General features: G+C 70.8%; 13 protein-coding genes. 6 read left to right on the top strand and 7 right to left on the bottom strand.

The genetic code is table 11. From position 1 onward, the window contains the following. Positions 1–74 precede the first annotated feature (74 nt). Positions 75–533 (top strand): ATP-binding protein, encoded by a 459-nt coding sequence (locus ABT254_RS00065; RefSeq protein ID WP_351462157.1) that lies wholly within the window; start codon positions 75–77, stop codon positions 531–533. A gap of 273 nt (positions 534–806) precedes the next feature. Next, positions 807–3,473: a SpoIIE family protein phosphatase gene (locus tag ABT254_RS00060; RefSeq protein ID WP_351462156.1), complete on the top strand. Its 2,667-nt coding sequence runs from the start codon at positions 807–809 to the stop codon at positions 3,471–3,473. A gap of 87 nt (positions 3,474–3,560) precedes the next feature. Here the strand turns inward: ABT254_RS00060 and ABT254_RS00055 are convergent, their stop codons facing one another. Continuing rightward, entirely contained in the window at positions 3,561–5,015 is a 1,455-nt protein-coding gene (locus ABT254_RS00055; protein WP_351462813.1) for a hypothetical protein, read from the bottom strand. Between the two features lie 221 nt (positions 5,016–5,236). Here ABT254_RS00055 and ABT254_RS00050 point away from each other — a divergent pair, with 221 nt between their 5' ends. Continuing rightward, entirely contained in the window at positions 5,237–6,442 is a 1,206-nt protein-coding gene (locus tag ABT254_RS00050; RefSeq protein WP_351462155.1) for a glycoside hydrolase family 18 protein, read from the top strand. 22 nt (positions 6,443–6,464) lie between these two features. Here ABT254_RS00050 and ABT254_RS00045 read toward each other — a convergent pair whose 3' ends face one another. From ABT254_RS00045 to ABT254_RS00030, 4 genes are read right to left on the bottom strand one after another with little or no spacing between them, the layout of a single operon-like run. After that, the gene (locus tag ABT254_RS00045; protein ID WP_344405504.1) at positions 6,465–7,235 is read right to left on the bottom strand and encodes a succinate dehydrogenase/fumarate reductase iron-sulfur subunit; all 771 of its coding nucleotides are present in this window, start codon (positions 7,233–7,235) and stop codon (positions 6,465–6,467) included. Then, entirely contained in the window at positions 7,232–9,175 is a 1,944-nt protein-coding gene (locus tag ABT254_RS00040; protein ID WP_351462154.1) for a fumarate reductase/succinate dehydrogenase flavoprotein subunit, read from the bottom strand. The genes ABT254_RS00045 and ABT254_RS00040 overlap by 4 nt, the downstream gene beginning before the upstream one ends. 16 nt (positions 9,176–9,191) lie before the next feature. Further along, positions 9,192–10,013 (bottom strand): succinate dehydrogenase subunit SdhC, encoded by an 822-nt coding sequence (gene sdhC / locus ABT254_RS00035; RefSeq protein WP_351462153.1) that lies wholly within the window; start codon positions 10,011–10,013, stop codon positions 9,192–9,194. Positions 10,014–10,032: 19 nt separating this feature from the next. Further along, positions 10,033–10,323 carry an Rv0250c family protein gene (locus ABT254_RS00030; RefSeq protein WP_351462152.1) on the bottom strand — a complete coding sequence of 97 codons (291 nt, stop codon included), beginning with the start codon at positions 10,321–10,323 and terminating at the stop codon, positions 10,033–10,035. 453 nt (positions 10,324–10,776) lie between these two features. Here ABT254_RS00030 and ABT254_RS00025 point away from each other — a divergent pair, with 453 nt between their 5' ends. The 3 genes from ABT254_RS00025 to typA all read left to right on the top strand — a co-directional run bounded on the left by ABT254_RS00025 (position 10,777) and on the right by typA (position 15,721). Then, a complete protein-coding gene (locus tag ABT254_RS00025) occupies positions 10,777–12,921 on the top strand; it encodes an ABC transporter family substrate-binding protein (RefSeq protein WP_502971909.1) in 2,145 nt (714 codons plus the stop codon). Between the two features lie 134 nt (positions 12,922–13,055). Next, positions 13,056–13,679, top strand: coding sequence for a hypothetical protein (locus ABT254_RS00020; RefSeq protein ID WP_351462151.1), 624 nt, complete (start codon positions 13,056–13,058; stop codon positions 13,677–13,679). 134 nt (positions 13,680–13,813) lie between these two features. Beyond that, positions 13,814–15,721, top strand: a complete 1,908-nt coding sequence (gene typA / locus ABT254_RS00015) for a translational GTPase TypA (RefSeq protein WP_351462150.1) — start codon at positions 13,814–13,816, stop codon at positions 15,719–15,721. A gap of 52 nt (positions 15,722–15,773) precedes the next feature. Here typA and ABT254_RS00010 read toward each other — a convergent pair whose 3' ends face one another. Both ABT254_RS00010 and ABT254_RS00005 read right to left on the bottom strand, forming a co-directional pair. Continuing rightward, entirely contained in the window at positions 15,774–15,974 is a 201-nt protein-coding gene (locus ABT254_RS00010) for a DUF397 domain-containing protein (protein ID WP_351462809.1), read from the bottom strand. A gap of 2 nt (positions 15,975–15,976) precedes the next feature. Then, positions 15,977–16,768 carry a helix-turn-helix domain-containing protein gene (locus tag ABT254_RS00005; protein ID WP_351462149.1) on the bottom strand — a complete coding sequence of 264 codons (792 nt, stop codon included), beginning with the start codon at positions 16,766–16,768 and terminating at the stop codon, positions 15,977–15,979. Positions 16,769–16,770 lie beyond the last annotated feature (2 nt).

Here is a 16,770-nt window from a genome sequence, read left to right as displayed (position 1 = left end):
CCGCCCCCTCGGCGGCGCACCCCCGCGGAGCAAGCTCCCGCCGTGGACGGTACTGCATCCCTGATATCGGGTATGTGCCCATTAACCCCACGAAACCGGACAAGGGTGGGCTTGTGGCCTGGGAAGTGATCGGCGTGATCGACACCGAAGGCGACTGCGCCGAGTGGAGCTTCCCCGCGGAACCGGGAGCCGCCCGCAGCGCCCGCGCCGCCGTCCGCGGCCAGCTGCGCACCTGGGAGCTCGACGCCCTCGGAGATCTCACGGCCCTGCTGGTCAGCGAGCTGGTGACCAACTCACTGCGGCACGCCACCGGACCCATCGGCGTACGCCTCGTACGGCCCGCGGGCCTGGCGGACGTCCTGCTGGTGGAGGTCTCCGACCCGCTGCCCGACCTGCCGCGCGAACGCGTGGCCCGCCCCGAGGACGAGAGCGGCCGCGGGCTGCAACTGGTCGCCCACTCCTCGCGCCGCTGGGGCACCCGGCCCGGCGAGGCGGGCAAGACGGTGTGGTTCGAACTCGCGCTGCCCGGCTGACCCGGCCCCCGGGTCCGGCCCCAGGACGCTGTACGCGAACACCCGCCCTGTAGACCGACTCGTTCAGGCCGGTGGCAGTGTCCCGCGCGTGTGATTCGACGAGGTGTCGGCTGGTTAGAAGACTGGAAGTGTTGTCGCAGCCGGGACCGAAAACCGTCGGGACCGTGCTGTGATCGTGAACACCGTGTTGTGCGGCGCCGTAGTGCTGGATACTGCGGGCAGCCGCACCCGGTGACCGGTGCCGGACGCGGTGAGCTGGAGGGGACGGTTCGCGTGAGCGAGATACCAGCGAAGGCCACGGAGTCCGAGGACCCGTCGGACGGCGCGAGGGCAAAGGCCGCGGGTGATGCCGCGGCCGATGCGACGAGCGGGACGGCGGGCGGGGCGGGCCTGTCCTCCTTCGACGGGACCGAGGAAGCACCTCACGGTGACGCCATGTGGCAGAGCAGTCCGCCCGGCTCCATCTACGACTACATCAAGGTCGCGTCCTTCTCCATCGGCCCGGACGGGCTGGTCGACCAGTGGAGTCTGCGCGCCGAGCAGCTCTTCGGGATCCCCGCCGAGCGCGCGGTCGGCATGGACCCCATCGAGGCGTTCATCGACCCCGATCTGCGCGAGCAGGGCCAGCGCAAGATGGCCGAGATCCTCGACGGGCGGGAGTGGACCGGAGTGGTCCCGTTCCGTCAGCCCGGCGCGGCACCGGGGGAGAGCGGACGGGAGGGGCTCGCCGAGGTCTATGTGATGCCGACGCGGACCGAGGAGGGCGAGAAGGCCGCCGTCTGCATCGTGGTCGACGTACGTACCCTGCGCAGCATCGAGACCGATCTTGCCGCCTCGCAGTCGATTTTCGGTCAATCTCCTTTCGGTTTCCTGCTGATCGACCCCGACCTGCGGGTTCGCCGTGTGAACGAGCAGTTCGCGAACACCTTCGGCGGCACTCCCGACGACCACCGTGGCCGCGGCGTCCACGACTATCTGCAGCGGCCCGAGGCCGAGCGGGTCGCCGCGACCCTGCGCCGGGTCCTGGAGACGGGCAACTCCATCACGGACATGCACGTCACAGGCTTCGTGCCGGGGTCCGAGGACCGTCGGCACTGGTCCATCAACCTGTACCGCGTGCACAGCGGCTCCGGCCGCCCCATCGGCGTCGCATGGCTCGGAACCGACATCACCTCCCGCCGCGCCGCGGCCCGCGAGGCCGCTGCCGCGCGGCGCAATCTCGCCCTTCTCAACGAGGCGGGCGCCCGCATCGGCAACTCCCTCGACCTGGAGACCACGGCCCGCGAACTCCTCGACGTCGTCGTCCCCGGCTTCTGCGACCTCGCCACGGTCGACCTCTACCAGGGGCTGCTGGCGGGCGACGAGACCCCGCCGGGCCTCGCCGACGGCAGCGCGGAGCTGCGCCGGGTCGCCTTCGCCAGCGCGGTCTCCGACGCGCCGTTCGTCGGGGGCGGCGCACCCGTCGCCGTGGGCGCGGTCCACCACTACCCCTTCAACTCCCCTTGCGCGGATGCCCTGCGCACCGCCCGCACCCAGCTCGTGCCCGCCGAGGAGGGCGGCCTCGTCCAGTCCACGCTGGCCGTGCCGATGGTCGCCCACGACACCGTCGTAGGACTCGTCCAGTTCGCCCGTACGAAGGGCAGCGAGCCGTTCGGGGACCGGGACCGGGATCTGGCGGTGGAGCTCGCGGCGCGCGCCGCCGTCTGTATCGACAACGCGCGCCTGTACCGCCGTGAGCACGAACGGGCCCTGATACTGCAGCGTTCGCTGCTCCCGCCGGGCGACCCGGTCGCCTCCGGCCTGGACATCGCCTGCCGCTATCTGCCCGGCAACTCCTCCGCCGACCGCCCCAGCGAGGTCGGGGGCGACTGGTTCGACGTGATCGAACTGCCGGGCCACCGCACGGCGTTGGTGGTCGGGGACGTCATGGGCCGCGGCCTGCGGGCGGCGGTGGCGATGGGCGAACTCCGCTCGGCGGTACGGACGCTCGCGCTGCTCGACCTCGAACCGGCGGAGGTGCTGAGCGCGCTGGACGAGATCGCCCGGGGCCTCGGCGCGCCCGGCGGCGTCCAGCAGGCCACCCGTGCGGCCCGCCGCCCCCGCGAGGCGGACCTCTCCGAGGTGTACCTCGCCACCTGCGTCTACGCGGTCTACGACTCCGTCACCCGCCGCTGCACCTTCGCCAACGCGGGCCATCTGCCGCCCGTGCTGGTCGAGCCCGGCGAGGACGCGCTGATGCTCGACGTGCCGCCGGGCATGCCGCTGGGCGTCGGCGGGGAGCCCTTCGAGGAGGTCGAGGTCGAACTACCCGAAGGCGCACTGTTGGCGCTCTACACGGATGGACTGGTCGAAAGCCGCGATCACCCCCTGGACGAGGGCCTCCAGGCCTTCGTAGGAGCGCTCACCGACCCGGCCCGCCCCCTCGAGGACGTCTGCGACCACGTCCTCAACACCCTCGACACCCACCACGGCGAGGACGACATCGCCCTGCTGATGGCCCGCGTCCAGGGCCTGCCCGCCGATTCCGTCGGCGACTGGACGCTGCCGCGCGAGCCGCGCAGCGTGGGCAGGGCCCGCGAGTACGCCCGCGGCCAGCTGCTGTCCTGGGACCTCGAACCCCTCGTCGACACCACGGAGTTGCTGGTCAGCGAGCTGGTCACGAATGCCCTGCGGTACGGCGAGGGCGAGATAAGACTGCGCCTGCTGCTGGACCGCACCCTGGTCTGCGAGGTCTGGGACGCCGGCCTCGTCCAGCCCCGCCGCCGCCGCGCCCGCGACACCGACGAGGGCGGCCGCGGCCTCCAGCTGGTCGGCCTCCTGAGTGCGGCGTGGGGCTCCCGCCGCACACCACGCGGCAAGACGGTGTGGTTCGAACTGCCGCTGCCGGACGGGGAGACGGGGCTGACGGATCCGGCGGAGGCGTTGCTGAGTCTGTTTTGAGCCGGGGTGCGCCTATCGGATAGGGGGCGCGGGTCGTTCGGCGGCTGCGGGCCTGTTGTGGCTGGTCGCGCAGTTCCTCGCGCCCCTTCAGGGCGGGGTCGCGGCCCGGCGGGCCCGAGTGCGGGGGCCGCCGAAGCTCGATGGTGAGCCATCGCCCAGCAGCACCCCACCGAGGACCGCCCCCGCGACGCCGCTCTCGTGCTCGGCAGCCCCGGCCTTCGGGTTGCCGTGGAGCCGTACATCGCGTTCGGCGAGTTCGCGGGCCCGGCGGGCCAGGGCGTCGGCGGTGAGCAGGGCCGAGGGCTCCTCGGCGAGGAGCCGCTTCGCCTCCGCCAGGCGGGTGCGTGCCGTGCTGCCGACGGCTCCCCGGTGGGTCGTGACGAAGGCGTCGGCCTCGGCCACGGCACCGCGGGCGACCAGCGACGCGGCGGCCGACAGCACCCCGGTGCGCCCCACGCCCACCGGCGCGAGCCCCCGTACGAGCAGCCGGAGGGCGTCGAGCGGGTCGTACGGCCCGGCCGTCAGCTCTTCTCGTACGGCCGTCAGGACGAGGTCGGCGTGCGCCGCGCGGGCGTGCAGCTCCCCGGCGGGGACGTCCCCCGCGCCCGTCCGTGCGCCCGCGAGCTCCGCCTCCGCCCCGGTGAGCGCCGCCGGCACCAGTTCCGCGGCCGAGGCCAGGTCGGCGGCGAGCCGCTCGATGCCGGCCACGAACACCTCGGCCTGGGCCGTCGCGCCCTCGGCGGCCCGCAGATGACGTGCCGCATCGGCCGCCTCCCCCAGGTCGGCCGCCTGGCGGGCCCGGTTCAGCCGGGTCGTGGCGAACACCAGGCGGTCCTTGGCCTGTTCGGCATGCCCGGTGACCGCGTCGACCGCGGCCAACCCGTACCGCGTGCCGAGGTCGGCCAGTGTCGCCCCGGCGCCCGCCGTACGCGCGGCCAGCGCACGGAACCGGTCCTCCGCGACCTCCAGCGCCTCGCCCAGGCCGTCCGCGGTCTCCAGCGCGCGCAGCAGGTCGAACCCCGCGGCTTCCGCGTCCAGCCGCCGCCCCGCCTCCTGGCACCGCCCGATCATCCCGGCGAGCGCATGCCGCCGGGACGCCTCGTCCTCCGGGACACCGTCGTCGTACTGCTGCCGCATCCGAAAGGCGGCGGACAGCTCGGCCTCGGCGTCCCGCACGGCCCGTACGAACGGCACCACGGCATCCGCCCCGGACCGCGCCTCGGCGAAGTCGAGTTCCTCCCTGCTGGTGCGCACCCAGTCGTCGGCGTCGACCAGCAAGGCCCGTACCCGTTCGTCGAGTTCGGAGAGCGGGGGTGCGGAGGGCCCGGCGGGCGCCGTGCCGCCACCGGGCGTCGTACGTGTCCGGGCGCGCCGGGTGCGCCGCACCCAGCCGTACCCCGCGGCCACCACCACCGCGCCCACCGCAACGAGCGGCAGCACCAGATCGGCGGCCGACGTCTCGTCCTGCTCCGGCGCGGCGGCGCTCGCGGCGGCCGGATGCGCGCGGGCGTCCGGAACCGGCGCCTCGCTGTTGATCGTCATCCACGGCAACACCAGCCACACCACCGCGGCCAGCCCGCCCACGACGGTGTGCAGCACCCGTACGGATATGTGAGCAGTGGCGCGCCGTGGCCGGCCCCGGATCAAGGATGACGTCACATTTCGGAGCGTATGAGCAGGAATGCGGCCGCGCGACCGGGGTGGGTCAGGGGTGGGGGAGGTGGGGCGGGACGGGACGGGATCGACGAGGGGGAGTGAGCGGGATGGACCGCGCGCAGCACACTGAGCAAGGGGCGGGGGCCGAGCAGGCCGGTGTGCCGGACGAGCCGCCGGCGCCCCCCCACACCCCCGCAGCCGCCGGCGGCGAGAACCCCCCACTGGGGCCACCCGCACCCGACGACGAAAGCAGTACGGGTGGTGCGGGTGGGAGCGACAAAGCCGATGGCGTAGCCGAGGCGACAAAGCCGCCTTCCCGCCGCTGGCGACGCCTCACCCTCGCCGTGGTCCTGACCCTCCTCCTCCCCCTCCTCGCCGCCGAATCCGCCCTGCGCCTGAACTACACCGGCGACCCCAAGAAGGGCACGTACACCAGAAACCGCGACGCCATCTGGCTGGGCCACGCCTGGGTCGACGGCCGCAAGACCGACGCCGACGTCACAGCCCTCGCCGACCGCCTGAAAACCACCGGCATCCGCGACCTGTACGTCCACGCAGGCCCCCTGGAACACAACGGGACCCTCCCCAAGTCGGCCTACAGCAAGGCGACTTGGCTCATCAAAACCCTGCACGGCCGAGCGCCGCGGCTCCGCGTCCAGGCCTGGCTGGGCGACGTACTCGCGACCGAGGGCCCGACGGGGATGCGCCTGGAGCGGCCGGCGACCCGCGCGGCCGTCGTCGCCTCCACCCGCGAGATCCTGGCGGCCGGCTTCGACGGCGTCCACTTCGACCTGGAGCCCCTCCACTCCGGCGACCGCGACTACCTCACCCTCCTCGACTCCCTCCGCTCCGTCACCCGCGCGCACCACGCCCTGCTGTCCGTCGCCGCCCACCAGATCGACCCGCTCCCCGGCTTCCACGCCTTCTGGGGCACGGTCGCCGGACACCCGAAGTGGTGGTCGCAGAGGTTCTTCGGGCAGGTCGCACGCCGGGTCGACCAGATCGCCGTGATGTCGTACGACACCATGCAGCCGTTGCAGAGCCTGTACGGCGGCTACGTCGCCCAGCAGACCTCGCTCGCCCTGGAGGTCACCCCGCCCTCCACCGACCTGCTGATGGGCCTGCCCTTCTACCACGAGAACCGGTTCGGCCACTGGAACCATGCCGAGACCGTGCCGGCCGCCGTCCGCGGCGTGCGCCTGGGCCTGTCCCGCACGGACGCGGACCGAGCCCGCTTCGGCGTCGCGCTCTACGTCGACTTTGCGGCGACGGAGGCGGACTGGAGGGCGTACCGGGACGGCTGGGTCCGCTGAACCCGGCCGTCCCGCCCAAGGGCTACGAGGACCGCCGCCTGATCTTCGACCCCAGCCACACCAACGGGTCGTACTTGCGGTCGACCGCCCGCTCCTTCAAGGGGATCAGCGCATTGTCCGTGATCTTGATGCCCTCGGGGCAGACCTCGGTGCAGCACTTGGTGATGTTGCAGTAGCCGAGGCCGTGTTCGTCCTGGGCCGTCTTCTTGCGGTCCAGGCCGGTCTCGGCGGCCGCGTCCAGCGGGTGCATGTCCAGCTCCGCGACCCGCATCAGGAAGCGGGGTCCGGCGAACGCGGTCTTGTTCTCCTCATGGTCCCGCACCACATGGCAGGTGTCCTGGCACAGGAAGCACTCGATGCACTTGCGGAACTCCTGCGAGCGGTCCACGTCCTCCTGCATCATCCGGTACTCGCCGGGCCCCACACCCTCCGGCGGCACGAACGCGGGGACCTCGCGCGCCTTGGTGTAGTTGAACCCGACGTCGGTGACGAGATCCCGTACGACCGGGAAGGCGCGCAGGGGCGTGACGGTGATCGTCTCCTCCCGTGTGAACACCGACATCCGTGTCATGCACATCAGCCGCGGCCGCCCGTTGATCTCGGCGGAGCACGAACCGCACTTGCCCGCCTTGCAGTTCCAGCGGACCGCCAGATCAGGGGCCTGGGTGGCCTGGAGGCGGTGGATGATGTCGAGCACCACCTCGCCCTCGTTGACTTCGACCTTGAAGTCCTCCAGGCCGCCGCCCTTCACATCGCCCCGCCAGACCTTGAAGCGGGCCTCGTAGCTGCTCACTCGTACAGCTCCTCTTCGGCGAGGTACTTGACCAGCTCCTCCTTGTCGAAGAGGGCGAGCAGGTCGGCGCGGATGGGTTCGGTGGTCTCGCGGGAGAGGTCGATCTGGCCGCGGACGGGGTCCGTGGCGGCCAACCCACCCGTGGGGTCGGTCAGTTGGCACAGCAGGTTGATGTTGCGCCACTTGCGGTCCATCGTCGGATGGTCCTCGCGGGTGTGGCCGCCCCGGGACTCCGTGCGCTCCAGGGCCGCCCGGGCCACGCACTCGCTGACCAGCAGCATGTTCCGCAGGTCGAGCGCGAGATGCCAGCCGGGGTTGAACTGGCGGTGCCCCTCGACACCGGCCCGGCGGGCCCGTACCCGCAGGTCCGCCAGCTTCTCGAGGGCCTGCTCCATCTCGCCCTCGCGGCGGATGATGCCGACGAGGTCGTTCATGGTCTGCTGGAGTTCCTGGTGCAGGGTGTACGGGTTCTCCGGCGGGCGGCCCTCGTCGGCGCCGGGCGCGGGGCCCTCGGCGGAGAAGGGGCGCAGCGCCTCCGCGGCCGCCGTGTCGACCTGGACCTCGTCGACGGCGGGACGCTCGAAGGCCAGGGCCGCCGCGTACTCGGCCGCGTGCCAGCCCGCCCGGCGTCCGAACACCAGCAGGTCGGAGAGGGAGTTACCGCCGAGCCGGTTGGAGCCGTGCATACCGCCGGCCACCTCTCCGGCCGCGTACAGCCCGGGCACCCCGCGCGCGGCGGCCGTGTCGGACTCGACCGCGATGCCGCCCATCACGTAGTGACAGGTCGGCCCGACCTCCATCGCCTCCGCGGTGATGTCGACGTCCGCCAGCTCCTTGAACTGGTGGTACATGGAGGGCAGCCGGCGCCGGATGACCTCGGCGGGCATCCGCGTCGAGACGTCCAGGAAGACCCCGCCGTGCGGGGAGCCGCGGCCCGCCTTCACCTCGGAGTTGATCGCGCGGGCGACCTCGTCACGGGGGAGCAGTTCGGGGGGACGCCGGTTGTTGTCCGGGTCCTCGTACCAGCGGTCGCCCTCCTCCTCCGACTCCGCGTACTTCTCCTTGAAGACGTCGGGGACGTAGTCGAACATGAAGCGTTTTCCGTCGGAGTTCCTGAGCACGCCGCCGTCGCCGCGGACCGACTCCGTGACGAGGATCCCCTTCACCGACGGCGGCCAGACCATCCCCGTGGGGTGGAACTGCACGAACTCCATGTTCAGCAGCGGCGCCCCGGCCAGCAGCGCGAGCGCGTGCCCGTCGCCGGTGTACTCCCACGAGTTCGACGTCACCTTGAAGGACTTGCCGATGCCGCCCGTCGCGATCACCACGGCAGGGGCTTCCAGGACGAAGAAACGGCCGGTCTCACGCTCGTAGGCGAAGACACCGGAGACCCTGCTTCCGTCTTTCAGCACCCTCGTGACCGTGCACTCCTGGAAGACCTTCAGCCGGGACTCGTAGTCGCCGGTCTCGCGGTGGTCCTCCTGCTGGAGGGAGACGATCTTCTGCTGGAGCGTGCGGATGAGTTCGAGGCCGGTACGGTCCCCGACGTGCGCGAGGCGCGGGTACTCGTGGCCGCCGAAGTTGCGCTGGGAGATCTTCCCCGCCTTCGTACGGTCGAAGAGGGCGCCCCAGGTCTCCAGCTCCCACACCCGGTCCGGGGCCTCCTGCGCGTGCAGCTCGGCCATCCGCCACTGGTTGAGGAACTTGCCGCCGCGCATGGTGTCGCGGAAGTGCACCTGCCAGTTGTCGTGCTCGTTGACATTGGCCATCGCCGCCGCGATGCCGCCCTCGGCCATCACCGTGTGCGCCTTGCCGAACAGCGACTTGCAGATCACGGCCGTACGGGCGCCCCGCTCGCGCGCCTCGATGGCGGCACGCAGTCCGGCGCCCCCGGCGCCGACCACGACTACGTCCCACTCCTGGCGGTCGACCACGGACATCAGAAGGCACCCCTCATCAGAAGAATCGCGGATCGTCGAAGGCGCCGGACGCCACCAGATAGACGTAGAAGTCGGCGAGCGCCACGCTCACCAACGACGCCCAGGCGAGCAGCATGTGACGGGCATTCAGCTTCCCCACGAACTGCCAGGCCTTGTAGCGCACGGGATGCTTGGAGAAGTGTTTGAGCTTGCCGCCCACGATGTGCCGGCAGGAGTGGCAGGAGATCGTGTAAGCCCAGATCAGCGTGATGTTGACCAGGAACACGACCGTGCCGAGGCCCATGTGGCCCCAGTTCTCGTGCGTGTCGCGGAAGGACAGCACCGTGTCGTACGTCAGCACGCCCGCGACCAGGATCGCCGCGTAGAAGAAGTACCGGTGGATGTTCTGCAGGATCAGCGGGAAGCGGGTCTCACCGGTGTACTTCTTGTGCGGCTCGGCCACCGCGCAGGCCGGGGGCGAGGCCCAGAAGCCCCGGTAGTAGGCCTTGCGGTAGTAGTAGCAGGTCAGGCGGAAGCCCAGCGGGAAGATCAGGATGATGATGGCGGGGGAGATGCCCCACCAGCTCCCGAAGAGGTCGGCGTTCGGGCCCGACGGCATGTCCTTGCAGTTCTCCGCAAGACACGGCGAGTAGAACGGGGAGACATACGGCGCCGAGTAGTAGTCCGCGTTCGCGAAGGCCCGCCACGTCGAGTACACGATGAAGGCCAGCAACCCGGCCGCGGTGGCGGCCGGAGCCAGCCACCAGCGGTCGGTCCGCAGATGCGGGGCGTCGATCGCGGCGCGCGTACCGGTTCGTACGCCGCCGCTGTTCAGATGTGGTTCCGTACCAGTGGCCAACTCATGACTCCGGTCGGGTTCAGGGGGCGTGGCGGTCGCGGGCGCCGAGTCCTTCGTCGTCCGTGTCGATCCACAGCGAGGGGTCGTACGGGGTGTCGGGGATGGTGACGAGTTCCGGCTTGCGCGGTGCGCTCGGACTCGACGCCGTCTCACGCAGGAGCGCGACGCTCTCCCGGAGGTGATCGGCGTCGGCGCGGACGCGGCGTATGTCGAGGCCGCCGCTGCCCAGCTGCTTCTCCAGGCGGCCCACCGACCGGGACAGGTCGTCCAGGCAGCGCTGCATTGTCGTCAGGTCGTCTTGCACGGACATGACGTGACCTCACTTCCATGGGCCGTCAGGCCCCAGGTGGCAACGTTCATGCGCCTGCGAGTGTTGCGCGTCACACCTGCCGGTGGGAAGGGATGTGCAGCGATTGGCGGATTGCACGCCTTGAGTGCACGCCTGCAAGCGCTCTGTGTGCGCCGGGGGCGCACATTGGGCCGTACGGGTGGGGTTGTCCGGCTGTGCCGCCGTGTCACCCCCGGTGGGCGAACCCTTTCCTCTTCAGTGGGCCGTAGATCTGATCAGCTCCAAAATACGCCCAAATGTGATCAGACCCCTACTCATTCACCGGCGAGAGCGGCTCCCCGGAGGTAAGCAGTGACGTCCCACGTTCGGCAGCGCCCCGAAAGGGCGCGGGGCAGCATCGATCTGCGGCTCCGCCGCGATGGGGGTCCCCCCACTCGAGCGAAGCCGAGAGTGGGGGAGCGACCAGCCACGGTGGTGCCGCAGACGAACCTCGGCCCATCGCGGCCCTTGCGGCGGAGCACGATCGCCTTTCTCGCCGCGGGCGCGCTCGTGGTGCCCCTGCTCGCCGGCTGTGCCTCCGAGGACGAGGCGGGCAAGCCCCTTGCAGGGCCCGACATCGCGCCCGCCGGGCGAGACCTGGTGGCCGACGGCGGCACCCTGCGATGGGCCGTGGACGACGTGCCGGAGACCCTGAACACGTTCCAGTCGGACGCCGACGCGGTCACGAACCGGGTCGCGCAGGCCGTCCTCCCGTCCCTGTACCGGCTGGACCGGAACGGACGGCCGCAGCGCAACTCCGACTACCTGGAGTCCGCCAGGGTCGTCCAGACCGAGCCCAAGCAGGTCGTGCTCTACAAGATCGCCCAGCAGGCCGTCTGGAGCGACGGCCGCGAGATCGGCGCCGCCGACTTCGCCGCCCAGTGGCGCGCCCTGTCCGGCAAGGACACCGCCTACTGGACCGCCCGCAACGCCGGCTACGACCGCATCGAGAAGATCGAGCGCGGCGCGAACGACCTCGAGGTCAAGGTCACCTTCGCGCGGCCGTACGCCGACTGGCAGTCGCTGTTCTCGCCGCTGTACCCCAAGGACGTCATGGGGACACCGGACTCCTTCAACGACGGGGCGCGCAGGACGCTCAAGGTCACCGCCGGGCCCTTCGCGGTGAAGGCGGTCGACCACAAGAACAACCAGGTCAGCCTGGTCCGCAACCCGCGCTGGTGGGGTCAGCCCGCCAAGCTCTCCGAGATCGACCTGAAGGCCGTACCGCTCGACAAGCGGCCCGCCGCGCTCACCGACGGCGAGATCGACCTGGCCGAGGTCGACCCGTCCGGCGCCCAGCGCATCGAGCCGGCCGCCGGGGCCAAGGGCTCCGCCGCGCTGCCGGGCCCGGAAGCCAGGCGCGCCGCCGCCAAGGCCCTGCCCGCCGACGCCGAGGGCCTGAGCGGCTTCGAGGTCCGCAAGTCGCTGGAGCCCGTCTACACCCAGCTCGCCCTCAACGGCGCCGAGGGTCCCCTCGCGGACGAGCGCGTACGCCGCGCGGTGGCCCGCGCCCTCGACCGCAAGGCGCTGGCCGAGACCGTCCTCAAACCGCTCGGGCTGCCCGCCGTGCCCGTCGGCAGCCATCTCGCGCTGTCCGGGCAGGCCGCCTACGCCGACAACAGCGGCGCGCTCGGCGGCCAGGACACCGCCGAGGCCGAGGCGCTGCTCGCGGACGCCGGGTGGGTGCGCGGCGGTCCGGTCAAGGAGGAGAAGAAGAAGCAGAAGGGCGAGAAGGCCGCCGGGGCCCAGGGCCGCAAGGCCGACGAGTCCGAGGGCGACGACGACGGGACGTACATCGTCGGCGAGGACGGCAACGGCGACAGCAAGAGCGGCCACCACAAGGATCCCAAGGACCACACCAAGAAGGACGAGAAGGCCAAGGGCGGCGAGCACGCCGGTACGCACCTCGCGGACGGCAAGTACGCCGGAGCGCAGCCGCCGCACGGCGGCGCACCCGGCGCCTACGCGCCCAAGGGCACCGCGGCCCCGGCCGGTGCCGCCGCCGGGCTGCTGGCCAAGGACGGCAAGCCGCTCACCCTGCGCTTCGTGCTGCCGTCGGGGCCCGGCTCACAGGCCCTGCGGACCGTGGCCGACCGGATCGGCGCCATGTTGCAGCGGATCGGCATCGGCACCCGGATGACGAAGGTCTCCGACGAGAGCTACTTCAAGGACCACATCGCGTCCGGTGAGTTCGACCTCGCGCTGTACTCCTGGCCCGCCTCCGCCTTCCCGGCCACCGACGCCCGGCCCGTCTACGCCAAGCCGGTCCCGGCCGCCGACGGCTCCCTCGACGTCGAGCAGAACTACACCCGCGTCGGCACCGACCAGGTCGACCACCTCTTCGAGCAGGCGGCCGCCACCCTCGACACCGACGAGAACCTCTCCCTGATCCGCAAGGCCGACTCCCGCATCTGGGCCGCCGCCGGCTCCATCCCGCTGTACCAGCGCCCCCAGCTGACGGCGGTGACCAAGAACCTGGTGAACGCCGGGTCCTTCGGTTTCCAGACCCCGGTCTACGAGGACATGGGCTTCCTGAAGAAGGGGGCGAAGCCGTCGGCGAGCGCGAAGTCGGACGGCTGACGGGGCGGTACCTCGCTGGTACCTCAGGGATGGCTCAAAACCCTTGTGGCAGGCGCCCGGCGCCCGCAGCATGAATCGACCATTGATCATGCCGCGGACGCCGGGCGTCCGTGCGCGGGGGAACGGGGACGCGGATGCGCGGCAGCACGCGGGGGACCTGGGCGGCGGGACTGGCCGGGGTGGCGCTGGTGGCGGGGCTCACGGGTTGCGGCGGGGGCGGCAGCAGCACGGACAACCGGGCGAAGCCCTGCACGGGCGGGACCTACGCCTGGTCGGGCGTCCGGCGCACGGAGAAGCTGACGGCGCTCGGCGACCCCGTCTCCTTCGCGAAGAGGACGGAGTCCTACTCGAGCCACCTCAAACCGGTGGACCACACCGTCTACCGGCCCACGGTCACCGGCGTCCCGGCGGGCGCGAGCGCGGCCGGGGTGATCAAGGCCCTCGGGGCACATCTGAAGGTGGAGCAGCCGCTCGCCGACCCGTCCGAGACGGAGCGGCCCGGGCACGACGAGTACTTCGAGGTGCACACCGGGGATCTGAAGGGCGCCTACTACTCCTGGGCCTATATCGAACTGGTCGACGCCGGCTTCACGTACACCTGCGGCAGCGACAAGCCGGTCAGGGGCGAAGTCCGCACCTGGGCGACGACGGGCAGCGGCTTCCTCCCCTGCGCCGAGGATCCCGCGGACCAGGCCACCGGCCGCACCGCCGCCCGCGAGACCTGCCCGCACGGCTCCAGGGCCACCCGGAACGCCTGACCCCGACCGCCCGGCGAGCCGCCGCTTCGGCGGCCCCGTACCATGGTGTAAGGCCGTGGCGTGTTCAGCCCGGCAGGGTCCGCGTAACACAGACGTACGCGTCGGCCTTCCTCACACTCCAGGAGTACGCCTTCATGGCCACGCGCCACGACATCCGCAACGTCGCCATCGTCGCCCACGTCGACCACGGCAAGACGACCCTCGTCGACGCCATGCTGAAGCAGGCCGGTGCCTTCGCCGCGCACGCCGCCGAGTCGCTCGACGACCGAATGATGGACTCGAACGACCTGGAGCGTGAGAAGGGCATCACGATCCTGGCCAAGAACACGGCCGTGAAGTACCACCCGAAGGATGGCGGCGACGTCATCACCATCAACATCATCGACACCCCGGGCCACGCCGACTTCGGTGGCGAGGTCGAGCGCGGTCTGTCGATGGTGGACGCGGTGGTCCTGCTGGTCGACGCGTCCGAGGGCCCGCTGCCGCAGACACGCTTCGTGCTGCGCAAGGCTCTCCAGCAGCGCCTGCCCGTCATCCTGTGCATCAACAAGACGGACCGCCCGGACTCCCGGATCGACGAGGTCGTCAACGAGACCTACGACCTCTTCCTCGACCTGGACGCGGACGAGGACCAGATCGAGTTCCCCATCGTCTACGCGTGTGCGCGTGACGGTGTCGCCTCGCTGACCAAGCCGGAGGACGGCACCGTCCCGACCGACAGCACCAACCTGGAGCCGTTCTTCTCCACGATCCTGTCGCACGTCCCTGCTCCGGAGTACGACGAGACGGCCCCGCTCCAGGCGCACGTCACCAACCTGGACGCCGACAACTTCCTCGGCCGTATCGCGCTGCTCCGTGTCGAGCAGGGCGAGCTGCGCAAGGGCCAGACCGTCACGTGGATCAAGCGCGACGGCTCCATGTCCAACGTGCGCATCACCGAGCTGCTGATGACCGAGGCGCTCACCCGCAAGCCCGCCGAGAAGGCCGGCCCGGGTGACATCTGTGCCGTCGCCGGTATTTCGGACATCATGATCGGCGAGACCCTGGCCGACCCGGAGAACCCGATCCCGCTGCCACTGATCACGGTCGACGAGCCGGCGATCTCGATGACCATCGGAACCAACACCTCGCCGCTGGTCGGCCGTGGCGGTACCGGCAAGGGCGCCGACAACAAGGCCGCGATCAAGGACCGCAAGGTGACCGCCCGTCAGGTCAAGGACCGCCTCGACCGCGAGCTGATCGGTAACGTCTCCCTGCGCGTGCTCGACACCGAGCGTCCGGACGCCTGGGAGGTCCAGGGCCGTGGTGAGCTGGCGCTCGCCATCCTGGTCGAGCAGATGCGCCGCGAGGGCTTCGAGCTGACCATTGGCAAGCCGCAGGTGGTCACCAAGGATGTCGACGGCAAGGTCTACGAGCCGGTCGAGCGCATGACGATCGACGTGCCCGAGGAGCACATGGGCGCCGTCACGCAGCTCATGGGCGTCCGCAAGGGCCGCATGGACAACATGTCGAACCACGGCTCGGGCTGGGTCCGCATGGAGTTCGTCGTCCCGTCCCGCGGTCTCATCGGTTTCCGTACCGAGTTCCTGACCCAGACCCGCGGCACGGGCATCGCCCACTCCATCCACGAGGGCCACGAGCCCTGGTTCGGCACGCTCCAGACCCGTAACAACGGCTCGCTGGTCGCCGACCGCGCCGGTGCCGTCACCGCCTTCGCGATGACGAACCTTCAGGAGCGCGGCGTGCTCTTCGTCGAGCCGGGCACCGAGGTGTACGAGGGCATGATCGTCGGCGAGAACTCGCGCTCCGACGACATGGACGTGAACATCACCAAGGAGAAGAAGCTCACGAACATGCGGTCCTCCTCGGCCGACTCGTTCGAGGCGATCGTCCCGCCGCGCAAGCTCTCGCTGGAGCAGTCGCTGGAGTTCTGCCGCGACGACGAGTGCGTGGAGGTCACCCCGGAGGCGGTCCGCATCCGCAAGGTGAACCTGGACGCCCGCGAGCGCGCCCGCGCGGCCAGCCGCGCCAAGCACGGCTGACAGCAGGTCATTTGATGCCCGGGTGCCCCCAGGTCGGGGGCACCCGGGCATCTCAGTCTGCCGCGGAGGCCGCGTGCTTCAGGGCTTCGATGAAGGGGGTGAAGGCTTCCGCGGGGAAGGCGAGGGTTGCTCTGGCCGGAGCCTTTGAATCGCGGATGGCTATGTGGTCGTCCAGGTCCGCGACTTCGACGCAGGCGTCGCCGTCGTCACCACCGGAGAACGAGGACTTCTGCCAGGAGTGGGGGGTCAGCACACTCACAGCTCCTTCGCCAGCCGGTGGATGAAGTCCCGCGAATGGTTCGGGTCCAGTGACACGCTCTGCACTCTACGGAATCGCGTTCGATATCGGTTGAGCTGGGCCTCGGTATCGATGTAAACCGGCCCGCCGGTGCCGTCACGGACGACGGTGTCCAGCTGGGGGACGGGGCCGCCCGCGTAGACCATCGCACTTCCGGCCCCGCCGAAGCCGTCCAGGTCGAAAGGGATGACGCGTACGGTGACGTGATCGGCTTCGGAGATCTCCAGGACACGGGCGAGCTGAGCCCGTGCTGTGGAGCGGTCGCCCACCTTGATGCGCAGTGCCGCCTCATGAATCACGGCCTCGTACGGGACCGGCTCCGTGCGCTCGATGATGATCCTGCGCTTCATGCGGTGTTCGACCCGCCGCTCGACATCGCTCGGCGAGAACTCCGGGTTCACGTACGAGAAGAGGCACCGAGCGTAATCCGCGGTCTGGAGAAGACCCGGGACATGCAGGAACTCCACGTCCCGGCGGAATCGGGCGTGATGCTCCAGCTCCGGTAGATCCATGAACGGCGCGGGCAGCTGATCTCGGTACTCCTCCCACCAGCCACGGGTCCGGTCGGTGGCCATGGACACGAGAGCGTCGATCAACGCCGCGTCAGTGCAGGCGTAGTGGGCCGCCAGACGGCGCACGCGTTCGGCGCTGACGCTGGCGACAGCGGACTCGATCTGGCTGATCTGCACAGAGTCGATGCCGAGCAACTCCGCTGCTGCGCGGGCCTTCATGCCTGTCGCCTCGCGCAGTC

This window comes from Streptomyces sp. NPDC001137, from assembly GCF_040298885.1.
Classification (GTDB): Bacteria; Actinomycetota; Actinomycetes; order Streptomycetales; family Streptomycetaceae; genus Streptomyces.
Note: the sequence above shows the minus strand (reverse complement) of the source record. Positions and strands in the feature narration are given on the sequence as shown.